Annotated in this window: 20 protein-coding genes; 11 read left to right on the forward strand and 9 right to left on the reverse strand. The window is 35.9% G+C overall.

Translation table 11 applies throughout. The features are described 5' to 3' along the window. Positions 1–8 precede the first annotated feature (8 nt). Complete coding sequence (gene der, locus ACIGAM_RS00185) at positions 9–1,313, reverse strand: ribosome biogenesis GTPase Der (protein WP_396510071.1); 1,305 nt, start codon at positions 1,311–1,313, stop codon at positions 9–11. Positions 1,314–1,532: 219 nt separating this feature from the next. Between der and ACIGAM_RS00190 the strand changes: the two genes are divergently transcribed. Together ACIGAM_RS00190 and ACIGAM_RS00195 are read left to right on the forward strand one after the other, a co-directional pair. Continuing rightward, positions 1,533–2,336, forward strand: coding sequence for a DUF547 domain-containing protein (locus ACIGAM_RS00190; RefSeq protein WP_396510072.1), 804 nt, complete (start codon positions 1,533–1,535; stop codon positions 2,334–2,336). 125 nt (positions 2,337–2,461) lie between these two features. Next, positions 2,462–3,166, forward strand: a complete 705-nt coding sequence (locus ACIGAM_RS00195) for a TIGR04283 family arsenosugar biosynthesis glycosyltransferase (RefSeq protein WP_396509467.1) — start codon at positions 2,462–2,464, stop codon at positions 3,164–3,166. 67 nt (positions 3,167–3,233) lie between these two features. On the opposite strand, the gene ACIGAM_RS00200 is transcribed toward ACIGAM_RS00195, so the two are convergent. From ACIGAM_RS00200 to ACIGAM_RS00210, 3 genes are all read right to left on the reverse strand, one after another. Then, a complete protein-coding gene (locus ACIGAM_RS00200; RefSeq protein ID WP_396509468.1) occupies positions 3,234–3,755 on the reverse strand; it encodes a VOC family protein in 522 nt (173 codons plus the stop codon). A 57-nt stretch (positions 3,756–3,812) separates the two neighbouring features. Continuing rightward, positions 3,813–3,971 carry a YqaE/Pmp3 family membrane protein gene (locus ACIGAM_RS00205; RefSeq protein ID WP_081817369.1) on the reverse strand — a complete coding sequence of 53 codons (159 nt, stop codon included), beginning with the start codon at positions 3,969–3,971 and terminating at the stop codon, positions 3,813–3,815. An 84-nt stretch (positions 3,972–4,055) separates the two neighbouring features. Then, entirely contained in the window at positions 4,056–5,075 is a 1,020-nt protein-coding gene (locus ACIGAM_RS00210) for a glycoside hydrolase family 113 (RefSeq protein WP_396509469.1), read from the reverse strand. 132 nt (positions 5,076–5,207) lie between these two features. On the opposite strand from ACIGAM_RS00210, the gene ACIGAM_RS00215 reads away from it, so the two are divergent. From ACIGAM_RS00215 to ACIGAM_RS00225, 3 genes are read left to right on the forward strand one after another with little or no spacing between them, the layout of a single operon-like run. Continuing rightward, a complete protein-coding gene (locus ACIGAM_RS00215; RefSeq protein WP_396509470.1) occupies positions 5,208–6,506 on the forward strand; it encodes an NAD(P)/FAD-dependent oxidoreductase in 1,299 nt (432 codons plus the stop codon). A 44-nt stretch (positions 6,507–6,550) separates the two neighbouring features. Further along, complete coding sequence (locus tag ACIGAM_RS00220; RefSeq protein WP_396509471.1) at positions 6,551–8,140, forward strand: 4Fe-4S binding protein; 1,590 nt, start codon at positions 6,551–6,553, stop codon at positions 8,138–8,140. A 46-nt stretch (positions 8,141–8,186) separates the two neighbouring features. Continuing rightward, positions 8,187–8,399 (forward strand): PLDc N-terminal domain-containing protein, encoded by a 213-nt coding sequence (locus tag ACIGAM_RS00225; RefSeq protein ID WP_396509472.1) that lies wholly within the window; start codon positions 8,187–8,189, stop codon positions 8,397–8,399. A gap of 357 nt (positions 8,400–8,756) precedes the next feature. Here ACIGAM_RS00225 and ACIGAM_RS00230 read toward each other — a convergent pair whose 3' ends face one another. Together ACIGAM_RS00230 and ACIGAM_RS00235 are read right to left on the reverse strand one after the other, a co-directional pair. Then, on the reverse strand, positions 8,757–9,755 hold the full coding sequence (locus ACIGAM_RS00230; RefSeq protein ID WP_396509473.1) for a fasciclin domain-containing protein: 999 nt from the start codon (positions 9,753–9,755) through the stop codon (positions 8,757–8,759). Positions 9,756–9,780: 25 nt separating this feature from the next. Then, positions 9,781–10,662, reverse strand: a complete 882-nt coding sequence (locus tag ACIGAM_RS00235; RefSeq protein WP_396509474.1) for a hypothetical protein — start codon at positions 10,660–10,662, stop codon at positions 9,781–9,783. A 153-nt stretch (positions 10,663–10,815) separates the two neighbouring features. On the opposite strand from ACIGAM_RS00235, the gene ACIGAM_RS00240 reads away from it, so the two are divergent. The 6 genes from ACIGAM_RS00240 (at position 10,816) to ACIGAM_RS00265 (ending at position 20,280) form a co-directional block, all read left to right on the forward strand. Beyond that, positions 10,816–11,286 carry a toxin-antitoxin system YwqK family antitoxin gene (locus tag ACIGAM_RS00240; RefSeq protein ID WP_396509475.1) on the forward strand — a complete coding sequence of 157 codons (471 nt, stop codon included), beginning with the start codon at positions 10,816–10,818 and terminating at the stop codon, positions 11,284–11,286. Further along, a complete protein-coding gene (locus tag ACIGAM_RS00245; RefSeq protein WP_396509476.1) occupies positions 11,286–11,978 on the forward strand; it encodes a glycosyltransferase family 2 protein in 693 nt (230 codons plus the stop codon). The genes ACIGAM_RS00240 and ACIGAM_RS00245 overlap by 1 nt, the downstream gene beginning before the upstream one ends. Beyond that, positions 11,978–13,450: a cellulose synthase family protein gene (locus ACIGAM_RS00250; RefSeq protein WP_396509477.1), complete on the forward strand. Its 1,473-nt coding sequence runs from the start codon at positions 11,978–11,980 to the stop codon at positions 13,448–13,450. The genes ACIGAM_RS00245 and ACIGAM_RS00250 overlap by 1 nt, the downstream gene beginning before the upstream one ends. 165 nt (positions 13,451–13,615) lie before the next feature. Continuing rightward, positions 13,616–15,019, forward strand: a complete 1,404-nt coding sequence (locus ACIGAM_RS00255) for a mannosyltransferase (protein WP_396509478.1) — start codon at positions 13,616–13,618, stop codon at positions 15,017–15,019. A 59-nt stretch (positions 15,020–15,078) separates the two neighbouring features. Continuing rightward, positions 15,079–19,359, forward strand: a complete 4,281-nt coding sequence (locus ACIGAM_RS00260) for a gliding motility-associated C-terminal domain-containing protein (RefSeq protein ID WP_396509479.1) — start codon at positions 15,079–15,081, stop codon at positions 19,357–19,359. A gap of 3 nt (positions 19,360–19,362) precedes the next feature. After that, positions 19,363–20,280: a PorP/SprF family type IX secretion system membrane protein gene (locus tag ACIGAM_RS00265; RefSeq protein WP_396509480.1), complete on the forward strand. Its 918-nt coding sequence runs from the start codon at positions 19,363–19,365 to the stop codon at positions 20,278–20,280. Between the two features lies 1 nt (position 20,281). On the opposite strand, the gene ACIGAM_RS00270 is transcribed toward ACIGAM_RS00265, so the two are convergent. Genes ACIGAM_RS00270 through ACIGAM_RS00280 form a run of 3 tightly spaced genes read right to left on the reverse strand, consistent with a single transcriptional unit; the run spans position 20,282 to position 23,257 of the window. Then, positions 20,282–21,919 carry an ArnT family glycosyltransferase gene (locus ACIGAM_RS00270; RefSeq protein ID WP_396509481.1) on the reverse strand — a complete coding sequence of 546 codons (1,638 nt, stop codon included), beginning with the start codon at positions 21,917–21,919 and terminating at the stop codon, positions 20,282–20,284. After that, entirely contained in the window at positions 21,916–22,545 is a 630-nt protein-coding gene (locus ACIGAM_RS00275) for a lipid-A-disaccharide synthase N-terminal domain-containing protein (RefSeq protein WP_028376520.1), read from the reverse strand. Before ACIGAM_RS00275 ends, ACIGAM_RS00270 begins: the two co-directional genes overlap by 4 nt. After that, positions 22,538–23,257 carry a glycosyltransferase gene (locus tag ACIGAM_RS00280; protein ID WP_396509482.1) on the reverse strand — a complete coding sequence of 240 codons (720 nt, stop codon included), beginning with the start codon at positions 23,255–23,257 and terminating at the stop codon, positions 22,538–22,540. The genes ACIGAM_RS00275 and ACIGAM_RS00280 overlap by 8 nt, the downstream gene beginning before the upstream one ends. Positions 23,258–23,312: the final 55 nt, after the last annotated feature.

Here is a 23,312-nt window from a genome sequence, read left to right on the forward strand (position 1 = left end):
CTGTAATTTTATTTTTTACGGAAATATACCGCTATAGGAACACCTTTAAAATCGAAGTGCTCACGAAGTTTATTTTCGATAAAACGCTTATAAGGTTCTTTTACATACTGAGGTAAATTACAAAAGAATGCAAACTGCGGATGCGGTGTAGGCAATTGCATACAGTATTTAATTTTTATGTATTTACCCTTATTCGCCGGTGGAGGATATGCTTCAATTAAGGGGAGCATCGTATCGTTAAGCTCACTGGTTTTAATACGTTTGCTTCGGTTTTCAAAAACCTGCACAGCCGTTTCAATAGCTTTATAAACACGTTGTTTTGTGAGCGCAGATATAAATACAATAGGCACATCTGTAAAAGGCTCCATCTGCTCCATAATAGCTTTCTCAAACTCCCGGGTAGATTTATGATCTTTTTCAACTAAATCCCATTTATTAACGAGAATCACAATACCCTTTCTATTACGTTCTGCAAGCCAGAAAATATTCTGAACCTGCCCGTCAAATCCTCTTGTTGCATCTAAAACGACTAAACATACATCACAATGTTCTATTGCACGTACAGAACGCATCACCGAATAAAACTCAAGATCTTCTTTTACTTTAGCCTTACGACGTATTCCTGCTGTATCTACAAGATTAAATTCAAACCCAAAACGGTTATAACGCGTATCTATAGAATCACGAGTAGTACCCGCAATATCTGTAACAATATATCTGTTCTCTCCTATAAGTGCATTAATAAAAGAAGATTTTCCCGCATTAGGTCTTCCTACAACTGCAAATCGAGGTAAAATTGTTTCTTCAACAGGCTCTTCTTCTGGTAACGCTTCTACAAGAGCATCTAATAAATCTCCTGTACCACTACCACTTATACTGGCGATGGTAAAATAATTGCCCAGACCCAGACTGTAAAATTCTACTGCGTTTTCTTCACGCATTGCATTATCTACCTTATTCACTACAAGAAAAACAGGTTTATTCACCCGTCTTAAAAGCGTTGCCACGTCTTCATCCATCCCGGTAACACCTGCCTCAACGTCAACAATAAAAAGAATTGCATCTGCCTCATCAATCGCAAGTTCTACCTGCTTGTCTATCTCTGCCTCAAATACATCATCGCTCCCTTTTACATAACCCCCGGTATCAATTACAGAAAACTCACGTCCGTTCCAATCTGTCTTGCCATAGTGGCGATCTCGGGTTACACCGCTTACGGCGTCAACAATCGCCTCACGACGTTGAATTAATCGATTAAAAAAAGTGGACTTCCCCACATTAGGTCTCCCTACAATAGCTACAATACTCATAATGCTGTCTTAGTGCTTTTAGCGCTGCAAAATTACGACAATTAAATACATCTGTAATACTGCAAAGAATATTACGTAAAAATCATTAAATCAATGAAATACCTAAGAACAAGCGCGTTTATAATTAAAGTTGACCTAAATAGTGTTAATAATGATGTTAATATGCAACTTCTAAAATCTACATGCTGTTACCTTGCGTATGTATTACCAAATAACACAGATATGTATTTACTTATGAAACGATTAATAATATGCCTTATAGCAGCTTTTAGCTTACAAAGTTGCAATTTACTTTCTGCAGCCGGGCTAAGCAGCGCTGGCCAACCTACAAAAGAAGTGCCTGCAGATTTGACTTCAACAACAGCAAATTCTGCTGTTAATGTAGATCATAGTGGTTGGAATGCATTACTTAAAAAACACGTAAACGCCGCCGGTCTTGTAAACTATGAAGGATTTAAAAAAGACAAAACTAAACTTGACGCATACATTCAAAAATTAGCGGGTTACAATCCAGGAAATGACTGGTCTGTACAAGAATTATTAGCGTATTATATAAACTTATACAACGCCAATACAGTAAGTCTTATCGTTGAAAATTACCCTACTAAAAGTATTAAAGATATTGATGGCGCCTGGACAAAAGCAATTGTACCTGTGGGTGATCGCAAACTTTCTTTAGGTGGAATTGAAAATGGTATCCTTAGAAAAATGAATGATCCTCGTATTCATTTTGCGATTAATTGCGCTTCTATTTCTTGTCCCATACTTTTAAATGAAGCATACACCGCCGGAAAAATTAATGAACAATTAGATAAGGTTACTAAAGAGTTTATTAATTCTGATAAAAATGAAATTTCTGCTAAAACTGCAAAAGTTTCTTCTTTATTTGACTGGTATAAGAAAGATTTTATCACCTCAAAAACTCCTACAGTTATTGATTATATAAATCAATACAGTAAAAGTAAAATCAATGCAGGTACGACTGTAACCTATAAAGATTATAACTGGAATTTAAACAAGCAGTAAAAAGCTGATAATGCCCTAAAACGAAAAATCCTGCAAATTGTGGGATTTTTCATTTCCTATAAGTTCTTATTTATAGTAGCTTTGAGACCAACTACTTCTCCTAATTTCCTACAGATTAATTTTTTATGTTAAGCATAGTTATTCCGGTTCTTAATGAATCCCATAATTTACCTATAGTACTAAATTACCTTGTGGTTTACGCTGCAGACCCTCAAAACTTAGAGGTTTTAATTGTAGATGGAGGAAGCTGTGATGATACGCTTAAAATTGCTCAAGAATTTAAAAATGTAGGAGGTGTAACCACTAAAATAATAAATTCTGGTCGTGGTCGCGCTAGGCAAATGAATGCCGGTTCACGAGAATCTAGCGGTGATATCTTATACTTCTTACATGCCGATTCTTTTCCGCCTAAGAATTTTGACTTTTACATATTAGAAGAAGTCAATAAAGGTAACCCTGCGGGCTGTTTTAGAATGAAATTTAACAGCAATCACTGGTGGCTCAAACTGGCAAGTTACTTTACAAAATTTAGCTGGCGTGTAAGTAGGGGCGGCGATCAGAGTCAATTTATTACGCGAGATCTTTTTGAAGAAATAGGAGGTTTCGATGAATCTTATATTATTTATGAAGACAATATTCTAATAAATGAGTTGTACGCTCGCAAGAAATTTGTAGTCATTCAAGAACCGCTGGTTTCATCTGCGCGACTATATGAAACACACGGTGTATGGTTTGTTCAATATCATTTTTTAATTATTTATATAAAAAAATGGCTAGGGGCTAATGCTGAAGAACTTCACGCATACTATCGCAAAAAACTAAAGAAATAAACTTTATCTAATTATAAAAACCCCGTAAATAAAATTTACGGGGTTTTAAATTTCGTACTATTTTTTTTTACTCGTCGTAGTCTCCTATCAATTCAATAAAAACTCCGTCAGGATCTTTTACTAATAGTAGATACCTATCTTCTGCTAATTTAATCGGAGTCTCACCTTCCGTTTTAATTCCTTCTTTCTTCACAGCTTCCATTATAGAATTTAAAGAGTATACATTTAAGGTTAAGTATTGAAGACCTAATTGTTTTTCTATAAATGTATTTACGGGTTCTCTCTTGTTTTCAGTTTTAAAAGAAACGATTTTCAAATTCGGTGAATCAGGAGAATCAGAAAATTTTAGAACATCTACGTGAAAAGGGATGTTGTCTGACAGACCTAATTTTTTTGAAAAGTTGCTGTCTATTTCAATAACACCAGCGTCTTGTAAGCCTAATATATCTTTGTAAAAGTGCAGCGACTTCTCACTATAACTTGATATGATCGCTGCAGTTAAAGCATTTGTCTTAAAGTTAGATTCCTGAGCGTTACTCATAAAATAGGATAAGAAAATTATTGATACTAAATAGAATTTATTTTTCATAAAAAAAGGTTTTTATAAATGTACTTATAAAAACCCTTCTCTAGATTGTATTATTTTTTAACCCCTACTATTTACATAGAAAGCGTGTATTACACCAGGCAACCAGCCTAATAAAGTTAATATTACATTAATGATAAAATCTTTTCCTATACCCTTATTCATAGCTACAGCCAGTGGTGGAAGTATAATGGTAATTAAAATAGTAAGTATTGACATTGTGGTTAGTTTTATTGATTAGGCGAACAAGGTATTAAGAATACATTTTTAAACCACTTAAACAAATCTTAATTGGCAAGAGTTTTACATTCTAGAATACCATTTTTTGAGTACCTCTTCTGCAGGTTTTCCCTGAGGTGTAAATCGGTTATTTTCTTCTAATGCTGCCCGCTCGTAATTATGAAACCATTTCCAGACAAAGCCTCCTGCAAACCAGGGTTCGTCCCAAAATTCTTCAAAGACGGCTTCATATAAATTTGATTGTGCTTTAGCGTTCATTTTACCTTCGTGGCGATCACTTGTCCACGGCTCTTTGCCAGCATAGTCTGCACTTCTGTAACCAAATTCGGTAAATAAAACCGGTTTATTATGCTTTTTAGAAAGTAATAGAAGTAACTGTTTGTGATGTTCCCAACCTGCTTTAGCATCACTAATTGCCGGTGTTTCTAATTCCGAAACCGGAAAATAAGCATCTGCGCCTATATAATCGAGTTGACTCCAGAATGTAACTTTATCAACCTTATCCCAATTTTCGGCATACGTAAGTTTACCTGTATAAACTCCCCTAACTTTTTTAATGAGCTGTTCCCAAAAAGCTTTTCGCGCATTTGTAAAATTATATAACTCGGTACCTATACAAAATATTTCAACATTTGTCTCTTCAGCAAGAGCAGCATATAATAAAATATAGGTTTCATAACTCTGCTCAAAAATACCCCATTCTTCTTCCGTATTCATTTCCATATCGCCCGTAAATACACCTTTCCAAATCCAGATATGTGGTTTAAGCATCACCTTAATTTTATTAGTATGAAGTGCTTCTATATATTGTCTGGCTCCCTGGTAACGCTCACCATACCATTGCCTTTCGGTATTAAATATAAGTTCGGGATTGTTTTTATCTCTTACAAAAGCAAATGGCATTATGGCCGCATGACTTGCCTTTATCTTTAAGACGGGCTCAATATGAGATTGTACAAGAGTATCTCTAGACGACACAAAACTTACTCCATTAATCTTATCCTGAATAACCGGCGTAGCAGAACAACCTATTAATACAAATAAAATAATGTTAGTTATAATTAAGGAAAGCGACTTTTTCATAGATATCAAAAATACTTGAAATTTAGACAAGTTCTATTTTAAAATGCATCTTTAAAATAGCAGTATTGCCCGCTGTTTAATGCGAGGTATGTCTTATCTTTAAATACAACCACATATGATATACCGCTATTTATGGAGCATATAGTTATTGTAGGTAATGGCATTGCCGGGGTTACAGCTGCCAGACATCTGCGAAAAAATTCTGATAAAAAAATAACAATTATCTCTGCAGAAAGTGATCATTTTTTTTCACGTACTGCCCTTATGTATGTCTATATGGGACATATGCGCTTTAAAGATTTAAAACCCTATGAAGATAAATTTTGGGTTAAAAATCGTATCACATTAAAAAACGCCTATGTTGAAAACGTTGATGCCACTAATCAAACCTTGATTTTAGCCGGTGGCGAAAAATTGACCTATGACAAACTCATTTTAGCCACAGGTTCTATCCCTGCTAAATATGGCTGGGAAGGTCAGGATCTTAACGGTGTGCAAGGGCTTGTTTCAAAACAGGATCTCGAGCAGCTCGAAAAAACAGCCCCAAATAATCAAATTTGTCCTAAAGCTGTTATTGTAGGTGGTGGTCTTATAGGAGTAGAAATGGCAGAAATGCTACATACCCGTAAAATAGATGTTACGATCTTAGTTCGTGAACACGCATTCTGGTCTGGAGTTCTCCCAGATGGGGAAGCTAATATGATTTCAAAACACATAATCGCTCACGGAATTGACCTGAGACACGAAGAAGAACTTGATAAAATACTTGATGATGGTAATGGCAATGTACGTGGCGTACTCACAAAAAAAGGTGAGGAAATACCCTGTAATCTTGTAGGTATAACGACTGGTGTAAAGCCTAAAATCGATTTTCTTAGCGATTCAAGTATAGAAACAGATAAAGGTATTCTGGTAAACCGTTTCTTAGAAACAAATATTAAAAATGTATATGCCATAGGTGATTGCGCCCAGCAACGGGAAGCCATAGGCTTACGCAAACCTATTGAAGCGGTATGGTATACAGGCAGAATGATGGGTGAGACTGTTGCTCAAACTATCTGCGGAACTCCCTTTGAATACAAACCCGGAAACTGGTTTAACAGCGCTAAATTTTTTGATATTGAATACCAGACCTATGGTTGGGTTTTTAGTACTAAAAACAAAAAAGAGTACGAGGAGCACTTTCATTGGAAACACGACAATGATAAAATATGCATTACTATAGCGTACCATAAAGAAAACAGAAAATTTCTAGGAATAAACACCTTTGGAATACGGATGAAACACGAGGTTTTTGACCGCTGGTTAAATGAACAACGCACTATAGATTACGTTGTTGAAAATCTGCAGTTGGCAAACTTTGATCCTGAGTTTTACAGAAATCACGAAAATAAAATTAAAGAAACCTATACGTTAAGCTCTAAAGCTTAAGTATAATCTATAATTACAAACTACCCTACCAATACCTATAAAATATGAGTACAGTACAACGCGACATGTCACTTACCGGGCAACCTCCGGTTTCTATAAATACCATTCAAAAGTTAGGAACTGCATTGGGAGTTGCGGGACTTTTAATTTTACTTCTTGCTTTGTTTAATGTAAATCTTCCCAATAAAGCACTTTGGCTAAGTCTTTCTTTAGGAGGGATTTTTATAGGTATTGTTCTCTTTGCTTACGGTGCATATACAGACAAACAGGAAGGAATAAAAAATGATGCAGTATGGTTTAAATCTATATCCAGTCGTGGTATCCTTGCTTGGATTGCCGGTCTCGCTCTTACCGGTTTTTATATTATCTTATATTTTAAAGCAGATTTGTTAGGCCTTAGTGCCGAAGGTGCAAATACGGGTCTAATAGCTCTTTTTGACCCTCTAAGCAATTTACTGAATGGCGGTCCCGCGAGCCAATGGTTTGTTTATGGAACTTTATATACTATAGCAATACTAGCTTTTGGTATAAAATTTATCTGGAAATACCGCCACAATAAATATGAACGTTTACGCACGCTTAGCGTAATGTTTTTTCAGACTGCATTTGCATTTTTAATTCCTGAGTTTATGGCACGTTTAAACTCTGAAGAATTTAGTCTGCCCTACTACGATTTAAAAAATATATGGCCCCTTAATTATTACAATTTTGAACAATACAGAATAGATGATTTTATCTCTGCAGGTGATATAGGCTTGGCTTTATTAATATTTGGTATCGCTTCAATTTTTATCATCACCCCTATTCTAACCTACAAATATGGGAAACGTTGGTACTGCTCGTGGGTATGTGGTTGTGGAGGTCTTGCCGAAACAGCCGGGGATTCTTTTAGACAATTAAGTGATAAAAGTGAATCTACATGGAAAATAGAGCGTTGGGTAGTACACAGTGTGCTGGTTTTTGTAGTGGTGATGACAACTGCGGTAATTGCTACCTATTTAGGTTACGACCCCGATAAATATTGGCTTACTAAAGATGTATTTCTAATAGGTGTAGCTGTTTTTCTCACAGCATTATTTGGTCTCATCTGGCTATTTAAGAAAGAAGAATTAAAGCAAGATGCACGTTATGGTGCAATAGGGTATTTAGTAATTGTACTTTCATTAATAGGTATTCACTATGGTACCGGGAACACCTTATTTTTTATTCCTGCGGAAACTTTACGTACTTCTTACGGCTTTTTAATAGGTTCAATTTTTAGCGGAGTAATAGGAACCGGCTTCTACCCTATATTTGGGAACCGGGTTTGGTGTCGCTTTGGTTGCCCTATGGCTGCTATTTTAGGATTGCAACAACGTCTTTTTTCTAAATTTAGAATTACCACAAATGGTGGTCAATGTATTTCTTGTGGCAACTGTTCTACCTATTGCGAGATGGGTATTGATGTACGTGCTTATGCTCAGAAAGGAGAAAATATTGTACGCGCAAGTTGTGTAGGCTGTGGGATTTGTTCTGCTGTTTGCCCTCGTGGGGTTTTAAAATTAGAGAATGCGGCTACAGATAATCGAATTAACAGCCGCGAAGTATTATTAGGAAACGATGTTAACTTGATGGATTACCTTAATCAAAACTAATTTAGAATCAATTTTGTACTTTTAAAATTCACTAAATAAATATGTTATGTTATTAGTAATGATAGGGCCCTGGCAAATTTTACTTATTCTTATTTTTATGGGTCTGGGCGTCATTCTGCCTATTGTAGCATTAGTGGATATCGTTAAGAACGATTTTAAAGGCAATAATAAAATTGTGTGGGTATTAATTGTGATATTCTTCAACCTCTTGGGGTCGATTCTTTATTTTACAATAGGTAAAAAACAACGTATTCTATAAGATATGTTTTAAACCAAAAAAAAGGCAAGGATCTCCACCCTTGCCTTACTAACAAATCATCTAACAAACAAACTACCTTTATTAAAACCATCAATTAAGATGGCCTTATATTCTTATGTTTTAGATAACTATAGCTACATTCTCGTATGCATATATGTTAGCTTTTGGCTATATTCTATAAGAATAGTTGCTTTAAAGTCTCTTCAATTTATTTACGATAAATCATTCTGTTTGGTTTTCAGTTTTAGTAAATAAAAACTAATCTAAACAAACTAGTTTTAGAATTTTCAGTAAAAAATAAAGGCGGAAATTGATATTTCCGCCTTTATTAAAAATCAACAAACAAACAATCTATTTTTATAAAACTGGTAATAAAACCTGATCAATTACGTGTACAATACCGTTTGTAGTTTGCACATCTGGAATTACCATATTTGCAGGAGTTGCGTTACCAGAACCACTTACAGTAAGTGTTCCGTTATTAAATGCTCCTAGTGTAATAGTATCAGAACCTAAAGCATCGTAAGAACCGGCACTTAATTCTGAAGTAAACTTGTCTGCAGAAACATCAGCAAAAACGTGGTTTAACAAAACTGCAGTTACTAAATCTTTATCTAACTGTCTTACATCTGAAGGCTGCGTAAAAGTCAAGCCTAAAGCGGCACCTAAGTTTATAAATGCTTGATCATTCGGTGCAAAAACAGTGAAGTTAGCATCAGGATTACTTAAAGCTGTAGCAAGTTCTGCGTACAAAACCGCTTCAACTAAATAGCTTAACTCAGGTGTTTTAAAAACCTGAGCGCTTTGTAAGGCAACCGCAGATTCTACTACATTACCACCCGTAGCAATCATTACTTTATCTATAACGTGTACAGTACCGTTTTGAGCACGCACATCTGTAGCTAGAATTTTAGATCCGTTGATGTACAGATCTCCATCACGTTGTACAAATCTTCTTGTAAGTGTTAATGCAGATGCCGAAGTACCACCTCCTTGAATAGCACCACCTAAAAGATTTCCGTTAGATACGTGATATAAAAGTGTATTTGTTAAGAAAGGAGTAGTTAGAGCCCCTAATGTTGCTTCATTTAATCCTAAACGCGCAAACGCGTCATTTGTAGGAGCAAAAACAGTATAGTCTCCAGAAGGATCTCCTGGGTTCGCATTACTTAAAACACCTACAAGATTTGCATTAATTGCAGCAGATTCTAGTGTACTAAACGCTGGGTTTGCAACTGCAATACCAGCTATAGAAGTTAATTGATCTTCGTAAGCAGATTCGCTTTCGCAAGAAGTGGTAAGTACAACGCTTAAAAGTGCGATTGCAATACCGGTATATTTATATAAGTTTTTCATGATATCTTTTGTAAATAATTAATGATTAAAATGAGTAAGTAAGTCCCCAGTTATAACCGTCTGAGTCTCCAAGGTTACGACCATTTAAGTAGGTGCTATACCCACCAGATACACCTATTCCTCTGTATAGAGGCACATAAGCAGTAAAGCCTAAACGCGTGTAGTTAACGCGGGTTGCAGGAAAAAAACCTGTAAAACCTTCACCAAAAATATCTACACCATCTTTATCAGATAATTGGTTAGCTACATAAGCATCTAAATAAAATAACTCCTGTGCATATCCTAATTTAAATTCACTTAATAGTGCGTTAGGAACATCATTACTACGTAAGCTGTATCCCATTTGACCAGTTGCAAAAAAGCCTGAATCATTTTTATAAGATGCAATTGCAAGACCGGTAATATCTGTAGAACGGTTACCTATAGCTATAATAGATTGAAAGCCTGGATCTGCACTATAGTCACCCACAGGAAGTTCTACCCCTGCTGCAGCTATTAAATCTATAGATCCTTTAGGAGTTTTTAAAGAAGTAAATCTATATTTCCCATATACACTTAAATCCTGAAATCCTTTAACTTCATTAGAAAGACCATTATTAGCTAATGTTTCTGCAGTTGCTTCCCCTTCAGCTCTAATGTATGGTAAATTAATTATTACATCAAGATCGTCAGAAATTCCGTATTCACCGTAAATTGAATAACTTGTTGTTTGTACTTCATTAAATACAGGTACACCTTTAACCTTTTGAGGTATAAAAAATACTTCATCGTATTCTTCAGAAGAAAAAGATAGTGTCAAGCTACCTTCACCTTTAGCTTTCATAAAGCCGCTAACCGGGCTTTGAGCCATCATTAGAACAGGAAGCATCAAAAGCGTTCCCGTAATTAAGCGTAAGTTTAAATTCATGATTCTTTGTTTTATAGTTTACAATAAGAGATACGCATAACTTCTCAACGTGGTTTTCACAATGAAATGTTAAAAACCTAATTGACTATTTTCTCGTATACATTGGGACTGAATAATAAGAAATACAATCCACCATTATTTAAAATAAAAATCATGTTTCTTTATAAGTATATTTTCATTTTATTCTTAATCCCTAGTAATCAATTAGAAAAGGATTATTATAAAGAGTATTTTGAAAATGGTAATCTTAAATCTGAAGGATGGATGCTTAATTCCCAAAAAACTGATTACTGGTATTACTATTTTGAAAATGGCAATGTGAAAGGAAAAGGATCTTATGAGACTAATAAAAAAGACGGGTACTGGTATTACTATACAAAAAATAATAAACTAGAAAGTCAAGGTCATTATAAGAATGGAAAACGTGTGGACTGGTGGGTAGTTCAAAAAGAAAACAATGTGGTAGAAAAAGTAAAATTTGTTAACGACGCTAAAGAAGGGTTCAGTCTTTTATATAAGAATGGTCGCCTTTTTAAAGCACAACATTATGAAAATAACGTGTTAACCGGTGCGTGGACAAGTATCGCCACTTTTAAAAAAGATAATCCTAACGCCCGTTTTTAATGCATCAAATTATTAAGGTCATCATACCCGCATACAATGAAGAGCAGTCCATAGGTCTCGTTGTAAGGGCTATTCCTCATCTTGTAGACGAGATTATAGTTGTGAGCAACAACTCTTCAGACGCTACAGCAGCAAAATCTGTTGAAGCTGGCGCCACCTCCCTAACAGAAACAACTCCGGGTTATGGCAATGCGTGTTTAAAAGGGATGAGCTACATCGCTGCACAAGAAGAAAAACCAGATATCGTAGTATTTCTTGATGGTGATTATAGCGATTACCCACAACAACTAACCCAACTGGTAAAGCCTATTTTAGAAGACAATATTGACTTTGTGATAGGTGCACGGGTTAAATCATTACGCGAACCGGGAAGTATGACGTTTCCGCAGCGATTTGGAAATAAATTGGCTACAACCTTAATGCGGTGGTTTTTTGGATCACGATTTACAGATTTAGGTCCTTTTAGAGCTATTAAGTATGAGAAACTATTAGCCCTTAATATGCAGGATAAAACGTACGGGTGGACAGTTGAGATGCAGTTAAAAGCGCTAAAACAAAAACTCACTTACACAGAAGTACCTATGAAGTACCGAAATCGTATTGGTGTTTCAAAAGTTTCAGGTACCGTCAAAGGTGCTATATTTGCGGGAATTAAAATTCTCGGTTGGATTTTTAAGTACAGTTTCAAGTAATGCAGACAATTATAATCATACTTTATACCCTATCACTAACTGTGATTTTTCTTTACAGTTTAGCTCAATTAAATCTGCTATTCAATTACTTTAAAGCGAAGAAGAAAATAGATAATTCTCCAGTTTACGACTTATCTAATCCCGAACAAACCCCATTTGTCACTATACAATTACCACTTTATAACGAACTGTATGTTGTAGAGCGGCTACTGGTGAATATCGCAAAAATTGACTATCCTAAAAACAAGCTAGAAATACAGGTTCTCGATGACTCTACAGATGAAAGCCTTGCTGCAACCCAAATTTTAATTGATGACTTAAAAGCAAAAGGTTTACCTATACATCATATTACCCGTACTAACCGTACAGGTTTTAAAGCTGGCGCTTTAAAAGAAGGTTTAGCTATTGCTAAAGGTGAATATATCGCAATTTTTGATTCAGATTTTGTACCTAATCCAGACTGGTTACAAAAAACGGTCCCTTATTTTAAAGATGCAAAAATAGGTGTAGTACAAACCCGCTGGGCCCATCTTAATCGTGACTATTCAATACTTACAAAAATACAGGCCTTTGCACTCGATTTTCACTTTGTTTTAGAGCAAGTAGGTAGAAATTTTGGGCATCACTTTATAAATTTTAACGGTACAGCTGGTATTTGGCGCAAAGAATGTATTCTTGATGCCGGCAATTGGCAGGGCGATACGCTAACCGAAGATCTTGATCTAAGCTACCGCGCCCAGCTCAATAAATGGGATTTTAAATATCTAGAAGAAGTAGAAACCCCTGCAGAACTTCCTATTGCGATAAGCGCAGCCAGGTCGCAACAATTCCGATGGAATAAAGGAGCGGCAGAAAACTTTCAAAAGCTCTATGGCCGCTTATTAAAAGATCCTACAGTATCATTTAAAACCAAATTTCATAGCTTCTTTCACTTACTAAACAGTAGTATGTTTTTACTCGTTTTATTAGTTGCTATTTTAAGTGTTCCCGTATTATATATTAAAAATAGTAACCCAGCATTTAGTTCTATTTTTAGAATCACTGCATTTTTTGCGGTAAGCACCATAATTTTTTTCATCTGCTATTGGGTTACTTACAAACGCATACACGGCGGCGGATTCAAAAATTTTATAAAGTATATCGCTATGTTTATTGCGTTTTTTTCTATAGCAATGGGTTTTAGCGTACACAATTCACTTGCTGTTTTAGAAGGTCATTTTGGTAAAAAATCAGAATTTATACGCACTCCAAAATTTAATATTAACGCACTTAGCGACAGCTGGAAATCCAACATCTACCTAAAGAAAAGCTTTTCGATAAATACTGTTTTAGAGAGTTTATTATTTCTATACTTCGGCTTTGCAATCGCCAGCGCATTCTATATGGGAGATTACGGGCTTATTACCTTTCACATTATGTTGTTTTGCGGTTTTGGCTTTGTAGCATTTAAATCTATTTTTTCTAGGATTTAGTTAGGGCACTTGCTGCCTTGTAAAAACTACGGCATCATCGCGCTTTGCGCTATATCTTTGAGACCTAAAGAGTCACAAAGGATGCCCCTTCAATCGCTAGTGCAAAAAAATGAAAGTACGCCTCCGGTAATAGTCTTAAGTTTAAGTTTTGATTTTTAACTAATTATGTTTCAAATTCTCAAAGATTATAAGATTTCGGTTTTAATAATGCTTAGTCTATTAGCACTGTACTGGACATTTGCATACGATCTTGAGCGCCATAATTTTGCAAAACTTATTAGTCTTTACGCAGCTCTTTTCTTTTTGAGTCTTAAACTTATTCAGTTCTTAAAATTAAATTTTAAAACACTTCTCATACTCGGTATACTAGTGCGCCTCATTTTTGTAATTGCCTTACCCAATTTGTCTCAAGATTATTTTAGGTTTTTATGGGATGGTAGATTAACGGCTCAAGGTTTAAACCCCTATCTCTTTACACCAGATCAATGGACGCAGTCCGGAACATTCCCTATTGAACAGGCCAATGAACTCCTAAAAGGAATGGGAAGTCTAAGTGCCCGGCACTATTCAAACTACCCACCGGTAAATCAATTCTTTTTTTGGCTTTCAGGAATACTTAGTGGAAATTCTATTTTTGGAGGAGTATTAGTTTTAAGACTATGTATTATAACTGCAGATTTAGGAATTCTCCTTATAGGTCGTAAACTTTTAGAAAGTTTAAACCTCCCACAACATCAGATTTTTTGGTATTTCTTAAATCCGTTTATTGTTATTGAACTCACCGGAAACCTTCATTTTGAAGGCGTCATGCTTTTCTTTCTTTTAGCAGCTCTATACCTATTACATCGTGAAAAATGGGTGTGGTCTGCTGTGGTTTTGGGGCTTTCAATTTCTGTAAAGTTGGTTCCTTTACTACTGCTTCCGTTATTTTACCAGCTAGTCATAAGTCAAACACCCGGCTTGGCACAAATACCCGAAAATCTGAATCATCTTGTTAGAAAACCGTTTCCGTCAATAATTAGGCTTTCAGCATTTTATGCACTTGCTATTCTTGTTTTTTTAGGTTCTTTTGCTCCTTTTATCACTCCAGATTTAATCAATCACTTTACAAGTACCATCGCACTTTGGTTTGAGAAATTTGAGTTCAATGCAAGTGTATATTACATCATACGGTATATAGGCTTTCAGACAAAAGGATTTAATATTATCGCAACAGCGGGACAAGAACTCCCTAAGTATGTGATAGCTGGTTTGCTGCTGCTCACTTTTATTAGAAAAAATAACACAACGATACGGCTATTGCCAGCTCTACTTTTTGGGATTAGCATTTATTTTTTACTATCTACCACTATACATCCGTGGTATGTAGCAACACCTCTATTGATTTCTGTTTTTACTAAATACAAATATGCTATCGTCTGGAGTGGTGTTGTAATGCTAAGTTATTCTGCATATCATATAGATTCTGTGTCAGAAAATCTCTGGCTTATTGCATTAGAATACGTTGTGTTAATAAGCTTTGTGTTATACGAATTTTCTCTAAAAAAGCTTAAAGACATTAATTATTAACAACTTAGAAAAACTCTATAGCCTATTTTTGATGCGAAATAATTATTAAACATTTACTCTTGAACTTTGTTGCGCGTTTTTCTCTAATAATATTTGCATATTTTGTCGTCCCAAGTATTTACTGTCAGGTTACTGAAATACCTGATTCAAATTTTGAACAGGATCTTATTGCCCAGGGATACGACACTAACGGACTCAATGGCAACATTCTTGATGCAGATGCCGCTGCCGTTACTGCCTACACTGCCGGCCGTAATGATATTACAGACTTTACAGGATTAGAAGCTTTTGTGAATATTGAAAATATAAACACAAATTCAAACTTATACACCACCATTCCCTTAAATACGCTTACCCGGCTAACTGAGTTTAGATTCTCAAATAATCAACTTATAACAAGCTTAGATTTTTCAAATAATCCTAATCTTAAAATTTTAAATATAACAGCTAGTATTAGAACCCCAATTCCTACGATTACTACACTGGATTTATCTAATAATTTATTTTTAGAACGAGTAAATATTTCAGTTTTTGCAAGTATAACTTCATTAACTTTCCCCATAACACCTACTCTGGTTGACATTGATGTTGCTCAGTTAAGTGTTCCTGTGTTTGATTTATCAAAATTAGAAGGTGATGTAGATTTTAGAATTATAGGGAGCAGAGTTGATACTAAGATTATTTACCCTACAAGTCCTACAGCACTTAAAAAACTTGAGTTAAGCAGTATCAATTTTCCGCAAGTAGATGCCTCTTCTCAAAAAGGTCTAGAACGTTTAGGAATATTTTCCTGCGATATTGAAGATCTTATTTTGCCCGAAACAAATACGCTAACTTACATAACTATTTGGGGACACAAATTTACCTCCTTATTAGACTTTTCTATTGTTCCCCAACTTACAGATCTTGATATTAGATCTAATAATGGTAATGTCCCACTTAGGGTTAATCTTAGAGATAATTTAGAACTTACAGATCTCAATTTTACCGGAGACTTAATGTCTGAATTAGATATTTCTCAAAATTCTAAATTACGTACTCTACGATTGTATAATAACTTATTTACTAATATAGATATAACAAATAATCCGGTTATAACCACTTTTGATGGTTACGACAACTTACTTACAGATATAGATTTGACAAAAAATTTATATCTCAAATACTTAAACATATCTCAAAACAAGATTCCCAATTTAGACGTTAAACTCAACACTGAACTTTATAGTCTTAATATTTCAAAAAATCTTTTTGTAGGTTCTGGTATTGACCTTACCCAAAATACTGAACTATCCTCTTTAGATGTTTCCTATAATCAAATCGAAAGTTTAGACATAACTCAGAATATTAAACTTTCTCGCCTAAATATTTCACATAATCTTTTTCCAGGTAACGATATTCTAAATCAGTTTGCTACAATTGTTGAAAATACAGGTAGATTAAATGGTTCGCTAATAGCTAATAACAACTTACTTTCAGGATCAATTCCAGATTTTTACGGCTTGTATGATTCCGCCGTTCAAACAAGACGGTTTCAACTGTATATCAATGATAATGAATTCCATTTTGGGGATTTTGAAGACCAACATTTTGGCCTGGTTGATTTGACAACAACCCAATCTTTAGGACCTTCGCCAGATGTTGTTATTCAAAACTATGAGTATGCACCACAGGCAAAAGTGAACCCCATTGAAAATTACACCCCAAATTCGGGTGATAACCTTACACTCACTACAACCGTAAGAGGCTCTCAAAACCATTATAAGTGGTTTAAAGATGGGATTGAACTTCCTGATGCACCAGACAGCCCTAATCTGGTTTTAGAAAATATCAACTCCTGCGATGCCGGGGTTTATTATTCTGAAATCACAAGCGAACTGGTTCCCTTTGAAAATTCGAATCCGCCGGGTACTAACGGTAAAAATTTGCTTTTAGTGCGTAATGATATTACGCTTACTGTAAATTATACAGAGCAATGTTCGGCATTATTAAATCCTGCTGATGGTGCTGTGAATGTTACCCGAAATCCCACAATAACCTGGCAAGATAGACTTGCTGCGTGCAGTTATATTTTAAATGTAGGAACAACCAGTGGTGGCGGTCAGATTCTAAATGATATTGATGTTGTTGACGCAAATTTTTATCAGTTTGTAAACAATTTGCCTGCTAATACAGAGATTTTTGTAAAGGTTACTCCGGTCTATGCCAGCGGCCCTATAACCAATACGTGTACTATCCGCTCCTTTACCACAAACACCACCCAACTTGATATTCCTACTTGTACTAACCTCATCGCTCCGTCAGATAATAGTGCTGATGTGGCAGTTGACACCAATCTTAGCTGGACACCCATTACTAACGCAACAGGTTATTATCTCACAATAGGTACATTTCCCGGTGGTGGTGATATACTTCCAAAAACAGATGTGCAGAACGCTACTACCTATAACGCCACAGCAGACTTTGCGAATGACATCTCTATATTTGTTACCATCAATCCATACAACACAGATGGTGAAAACATAGGTTGTAGTTCTGAGCAGTTTAGAACCGAACGTGCAGCAACTTTACAGCCGCCTTCTTGCACCTCATTGACCAGTCCGCTTGATGGGGCGACTGATGTTTCTATAAACACAGATTTAAGTTGGAACGCCGCAACCGATGCTACGGGGTATAGACTTACCGTAGGAACAACTTCAGGTGGAAATGAAATTCTCACAACTACAGACGTTACTGGTACAACGTACAATCTAACTGCTGACCTGCCCGAAAACACAGAGATTTTCGTTACTCTAATTCCTTTTAATACTGCCGGAAACGCCACAGGATGTAGTGAAGAATCCTTTACTACAGAAACTGTTTTACAGCCGCCTTCTTGCACCTCGTTGACGAGTCCTCTTGATGGGGAGACTGGTGTTTCTATAAACACAGATTTAAGCTGGAATGCTGTAACCGATGCTACCGGGTACAGACTTACCTTAGGAACAACTTCCGGTGGAAATGAAATTCTCACAAATACAGACGTTACCAGTACAACGTACAATCTAACTGCTGACCTGCCCGAAAACACAGAGATTTTCGTTACTCTAATTCCTTTTAATACTGCCGGAAACGCAACAGGATGTGCCGAAGAATCCTTTACTACAGAAACTGTTTTACAGCCGCCTTCTTGCACCTCGTTGACGAGTCCTCTAGATGGGGAGACTGGTGTTTCAATAAACACAGATTTAAGCTGGAATGCCGTAAGCGATGCTACAGGGTACAGACTTACTGTAGGAACAACTTCAGGTGGAAATGAAATTCTTACAACTACAGACGTTACCGGTACAACATACAATCTAACTGCTGACCTGCCAGAAAACACAGAGATTTTCGTTACTCTAATTCCTTTTAATACTGCCGGAAACGCAACAGGTTGTAGCGAAGAATCATTCACTACTGAAACACTTTTACAGCCACCTTCTTGCACTTCCTTAACCAGTCCGCTTGACGGAGCTACAGATGTTTCTACAAATACAGATTTAAGTTGGAACGCCGCAACCGATGCTACGGGGTATAGACTTACCGTAGGTACAACAGCTGGAGCAACTGATATTTTAAATGAATTTTCAGTAACTACAACGGCTTATGATTTACCAAATAATCTGCCCGAGAATACGCAGATCTTTGTGACTATTGTACCTGTAAATGCCACAGGTAGTGCAACAGGATGTAGCGAAGAATCATTCACGACTGAAACTGTTTTACAGCCGCCTTCCTGCACTTCGTTGACGAGTCCGCTTGATGGGGAAACTGATGTTGCTGTAGAAACCGATTTAATCTGGAATACTGCACCAACTGCAACCAGTTATCTGCTTTCTGTAGGTACAACAGCCGGCGGATCGGAAATTTTAGATGCTGTTTCAGTCTTAGGCACCACTTATAATTTACCAGACAGCCTACCAGAAAACACAACGGTTTTTGTGCGTATTACACCTGTAAATTCCGCAGGAAATGCAACAGGTTGTATCGATGAATCATTTACTACCATCACTTCAATCGTACCTCATAAGTTACGCTATGGCATTTCGCCAGATGGAGATGGCATTAATGAGTTTTGGAAAATAGAAAAAATCACAGATTATCCTGAGAATTTAGTACAGGTATTTAATCGCTGGGGAGATCTTGTTTTTGAGACCATTAATTATGACAATAGCAACAATGTCTTTAGAGGTATTGCCAACCGTAAGATGAATATGGGAGCAAATACGCTACCTGAAGGCACTTACTTTTTTAGAATAGATTTAAAGGGAGGTACAGAACCTCAACTCATTGAGGGCTTTATAGTCTTAAAACGTTAATTGATGGGATTTAAAAAATTATTACCTCTTAGTGCCTTCTTATTGATCTCTTGTAATACACTTGTAGCTCAGCAGCAGCCAGTATTTTCAGAATATAATTACAATACCTTGCTTTTAAATCCTGCTCATGCAGGATATTACGAAAACTCAGAATTTACACTATCTAATCAAAGTAGTTATAGCGGTATTGATGGTGCACCATCTACTTTTAACGCAACCGCAAACTTGACTTTAAACAATGAACACGTAGGTCTAGGCGCAGGTTTTTTACGAGATGAAATAGGTGTAAGTACAGTAACTAGTGCGTTTGCCTCTTATGCTTACAAACTCTATTTTGGTCTACAAGCCGCTGCACCACGGTTTCATAATTTTAATCCTAATGTAATTTCTTTTGGGATTACTGCAGGAGTGTTTAATTATAACGAAAATCTATTAGAACTAGGAATTTCTGAAGACCCTAATTTTCAGCAAAATATCTCAGGTACTATACCTACTTTAGGAATAGGAATTCTCTTTAATCGGAATAATCTATATGCTGGGCTATCTGCACCTAATTTGTTAGGTAATTCACTTGCTCCAGATAATGCCATTGCTATAAATACAGCAGCATACGCTTATGCAGGATATCGAATTTATACCGGAGTTTTTGATGAATTAGAGATTAAACCAAACTTTTTAATTCGTTATGAATCTGGCGCACCCTTATCTGTAGATCTTAATGCGATTGTTAATTATAAAAACAAGATCGAATTAGGAGCAGGCTATCGAACTTCTTCTGCTGTTAATGCAATCGCAGGTGTTTATCTTTTTGAACATTTTAGAATTTTATATAACTACACAATGCCTTTGATGAGCTCGCCACTTCCCAGTACTCATGGTCTGGTATTGAGCTATAGATTAGGTGAAGGGTACACAAATTAATCTATTTAACCGTTACGCTATATATACAACCTATTCTGCGTGTTTTGTAATTACGATCTTTTTTTGAAGTAATATTTCCGTCAAAACACTGGTCTAAAGTCAAATTAAAAGCCTTCAGTTCACCTTTTACAAGCTGCTCCTGCCCTTTTTCTATTATTAAGTAGAATGTAGATACCTCAGGCAAAACAAGGCTTCCAGAGGTCTTAATTACAGGTAACCGCTGTCCTAAATCCCAAATGAGTTCTGGAGACCCATTTTCAAATAAAAATACTGGTTTTCCATCAGCCTTAAGGGATTCTATTTTTGGTGCAAGCATTGCATAATCTTCATTTGTATAAGTAGCTTTTACTAGAGGAAAACCAAAAGTAATAAGTGCACAAGAGAAGATGATAACTGCGTAAAAAGCATTTTCAATATTCTTAGATTTTAAACTTCGGAAGATTAATACCGCGATAAATACTACTGAAATTTTAAGGAAGGTAAACCAAACCCACATAGAACCCGTGAAAGTATCTGCAAAAAAATACAGGACTATAGGACCGGCAAGTATGGCCACAAATGCTACAACTCCAAAATTAAAATAAACAGGATAGGTCTCTCGTTTATCTCGTAACTCACTAAATTTTCTAACCAGATATTCTATATAATAACTGGTATTTAATGCAAGTGGAATTAAAACAGGTAGTAAATATCTCGATTTCTTTTCTGGTATTACCGAAAGTAAAATCACCGCTGCAAGCGTCCAAATTAACGTGAAGCGATACGTTTTTAAATCTGACACCCGCGTTTTTAAATACGGATAAAGTAAACTGATAAATGCAGGGATAGTCCAAATTCCGCTTTGCGTGAAAAAACTCCAATAATAAAAGAACGAACGTGTATTATGATTTGCCCAGGCTGCAGCTTCCTTATCTGCTATAGAAGAGGCCGTATCTACATCACCAAAATATATAGTAAGTGCCCACCAAGAACTCAAAGCTAAGGCGATAAGTAGTAAAAGACTTAAAGGTAGTATTCGATTTTTATAAGATCTAATTTTATAAACCCAGGTGTATGCAATTAAAAAGGGTAATAACAATGCAAAGTGACTTACCGGCCCTTTACTCATAAAAGACATGCCTATAAATAGTCCTGCCAGAATTGCATTTCTATATACCCCGCGAATTTCGGCAAAAAACTGAAAAAGGAAATAAATACCTGCCAGCATAAAGGAATGTGCAAAAATATCCCAGGTGCCGTTACGCCCTGCAAATAACACATAAAATGATGTTGCTAAAATTAAAGATGCATAGAATGCTTGTTTAGGTATTAGCTTTAAGCACTTGTTAGAAAATACGTAACTAAAAAGCACCATTAAAGTTGTAATAATTGCAGAGGGCAGTCGCAATGCCCATAATTTTGTAATCCCAAAAATTGCCGCAGAAAATGCGCTTAGCCACGTAGGTAAAGGTGGTTTTTCATAGCGAGCTTCGCCATTCATCGTTGTAAATACCCAATTATCGTAATGCAACATTTCGCGGGCCGTATTAAAATTACGGGCTTCCATAATATTAGCATACAACACATCAAGATGTGGGAAAAATAAAAACAGACAGACTGCTATTAAAATAAAGGGATAATATCGTTGATGAATTTTCATTCTTTGTCAATACCTATTGCGAGACGCATATTTCTGAAATATATAAAAACACCCATCACATGCCCAACAAGTAAAACCGGATCTCTTCTAAACCAGGCATAGATTAATATAAGTATTCCGCCTATGAGACTAAGCAGCCAGAAACCTAAAGGTAAGGTTGATTTTTTCTTTCGTTCAGAATAAATCCATTGGTAGATAAATCGCAGTGTAAAAATGAGTTGTGCGACACTCCCTAGTAATAATAACCACAAAGGTATATCATCATTTTTAAAGAGTTTATCTAAATCGTAATGCCCGTTATTATACCCGTAAATCACAATTATAAGAGGAAAAACGAGTAAGAACAACCGTATAGCTTTTGGTGACTTTAGCCACTGTCCTTGCAGTTGTAGATTCCGTATATAAATAAAGTAAGTAAGTGTCTGACCTAGCATTATTGCAAAATCATCACGCAAATAACCATAAACAAAAAGTAAAAAAGAAGCACCCAGACTCAACCACCAGAATGTAGATGGTGTTAATACACGCTTTTGTTTTTCAGATAAAAACCATTGAATAACCAATCTACCCGAAAACATAAGTTGTGCAAAAAAACCAATGCTATAAATCCAGTAGGGACTACTCATATGATTTTTTAGCTACTGTATAATTGATATACTTTCTCTTCATCCATAAATAAGCGAAGCAATCCATTAATGGTCCTAAAAGCCTATTCCAAACTCCAAAATTTGCGGTACCGGCAACTCGTGGAAAATGTCGTATGGGTACTTGTACCGTTTTACCCTGCTGTAACATAATCATCGCAGGAAGAAAACGATGAAGCCCTCTAAACATAGGAATGCGCTGCGCGTATTCAGTTCTAATTATTTTTAATGGGCAACCGGTATCGTCCATTCCATCGTGTGTAAATGCTCTACGTATGTTATTTGCAATTGTACTCGACATATTCTTAACAAAAGAATCTTTACGGTCTGCACGATGTCCCGTTACAAGATCGTATTCTCCTATAAAAGGCATTAAGGTATTAAAATCTTCTGGCGTAGTTTGTAAATCACTGTCTATATAACCTACAAGTGGTGTTGTTGTATGGTCAAACCCAGCTTTAATAGCAGCACTCAAACCACAATTTTGAGCAAATGCAATAAATTGAAAGCCTTCACTTCTACTACAAATTTGCTCTATGAGCTCCTGGCTGTTATCTTTAGAACCATCATTAACAAAAAGTACCTGAGTAGGTACCGCTGCAATTTTAAAATAATCTTTAAATACCTGCTCTACACGAAGTAAGTTATCTTCTTCATTATAAACAGGAACCACTACGGTTAATCTATAAGACATACTAATAAATGAGTGTGCGAAAATAAGCAATACTTCTAAAGCAAATCTAAAGAAT

The organism is Leeuwenhoekiella sp. NPDC079379, assembly GCF_044542075.1.
GTDB lineage: Bacteria > Bacteroidota > Bacteroidia > Flavobacteriales > Flavobacteriaceae > Leeuwenhoekiella.

What these genes read in the sequence shown, in the direction of transcription:
- ACIGAM_RS00190 (WP_396510072.1), top strand. Translation starts at nt 1,533, where the DNA reads ATGTATTTACTTATGAAACGATTAATAATATGCCTTATAGCAGCTTTT.
- ACIGAM_RS00195 (WP_396509467.1), top strand. Translation starts at nt 2,462, where the DNA reads ATGTTAAGCATAGTTATTCCGGTTCTTAATGAATCCCATAATTTACCT.
- ACIGAM_RS00200 (WP_396509468.1), bottom strand. Translation starts at nt 3,755, where the DNA reads ATGAAAAATAAATTCTATTTAGTATCAATAATTTTCTTATCCTATTTT.
- ACIGAM_RS00205 (WP_081817369.1), bottom strand. Translation starts at nt 3,971, where the DNA reads ATGTCAATACTTACTATTTTAATTACCATTATACTTCCACCACTGGCT.
- ACIGAM_RS00210 (WP_396509469.1), bottom strand. Translation starts at nt 5,075, where the DNA reads ATGAAAAAGTCGCTTTCCTTAATTATAACTAACATTATTTTATTTGTA.
- ACIGAM_RS00215 (WP_396509470.1), top strand. Translation starts at nt 5,208, where the DNA reads ATGGAGCATATAGTTATTGTAGGTAATGGCATTGCCGGGGTTACAGCT.
- ACIGAM_RS00220 (WP_396509471.1), top strand. Translation starts at nt 6,551, where the DNA reads ATGAGTACAGTACAACGCGACATGTCACTTACCGGGCAACCTCCGGTT.
- ACIGAM_RS00225 (WP_396509472.1), top strand. Translation starts at nt 8,187, where the DNA reads ATGTTATTAGTAATGATAGGGCCCTGGCAAATTTTACTTATTCTTATT.
- ACIGAM_RS00230 (WP_396509473.1), bottom strand. Translation starts at nt 9,755, where the DNA reads ATGAAAAACTTATATAAATATACCGGTATTGCAATCGCACTTTTAAGC.
- ACIGAM_RS00235 (WP_396509474.1), bottom strand. Translation starts at nt 10,662, where the DNA reads ATGAATTTAAACTTACGCTTAATTACGGGAACGCTTTTGATGCTTCCT.
- ACIGAM_RS00240 (WP_396509475.1), top strand. Translation starts at nt 10,816, where the DNA reads ATGTTTCTTTATAAGTATATTTTCATTTTATTCTTAATCCCTAGTAAT.
- ACIGAM_RS00245 (WP_396509476.1), top strand. Translation starts at nt 11,286, where the DNA reads ATGCATCAAATTATTAAGGTCATCATACCCGCATACAATGAAGAGCAG.
- ACIGAM_RS00250 (WP_396509477.1), top strand. Translation starts at nt 11,978, where the DNA reads ATGCAGACAATTATAATCATACTTTATACCCTATCACTAACTGTGATT.
- ACIGAM_RS00255 (WP_396509478.1), top strand. Translation starts at nt 13,616, where the DNA reads ATGTTTCAAATTCTCAAAGATTATAAGATTTCGGTTTTAATAATGCTT.
- ACIGAM_RS00265 (WP_396509480.1), top strand. Translation starts at nt 19,363, where the DNA reads ATGGGATTTAAAAAATTATTACCTCTTAGTGCCTTCTTATTGATCTCT.
- ACIGAM_RS00270 (WP_396509481.1), bottom strand. Translation starts at nt 21,919, where the DNA reads ATGAAAATTCATCAACGATATTATCCCTTTATTTTAATAGCAGTCTGT.
- ACIGAM_RS00275 (WP_028376520.1), bottom strand. Translation starts at nt 22,545, where the DNA reads ATGAGTAGTCCCTACTGGATTTATAGCATTGGTTTTTTTGCACAACTT.
- ACIGAM_RS00280 (WP_396509482.1), bottom strand. Translation starts at nt 23,257, where the DNA reads ATGTCTTATAGATTAACCGTAGTGGTTCCTGTTTATAATGAAGAAGAT.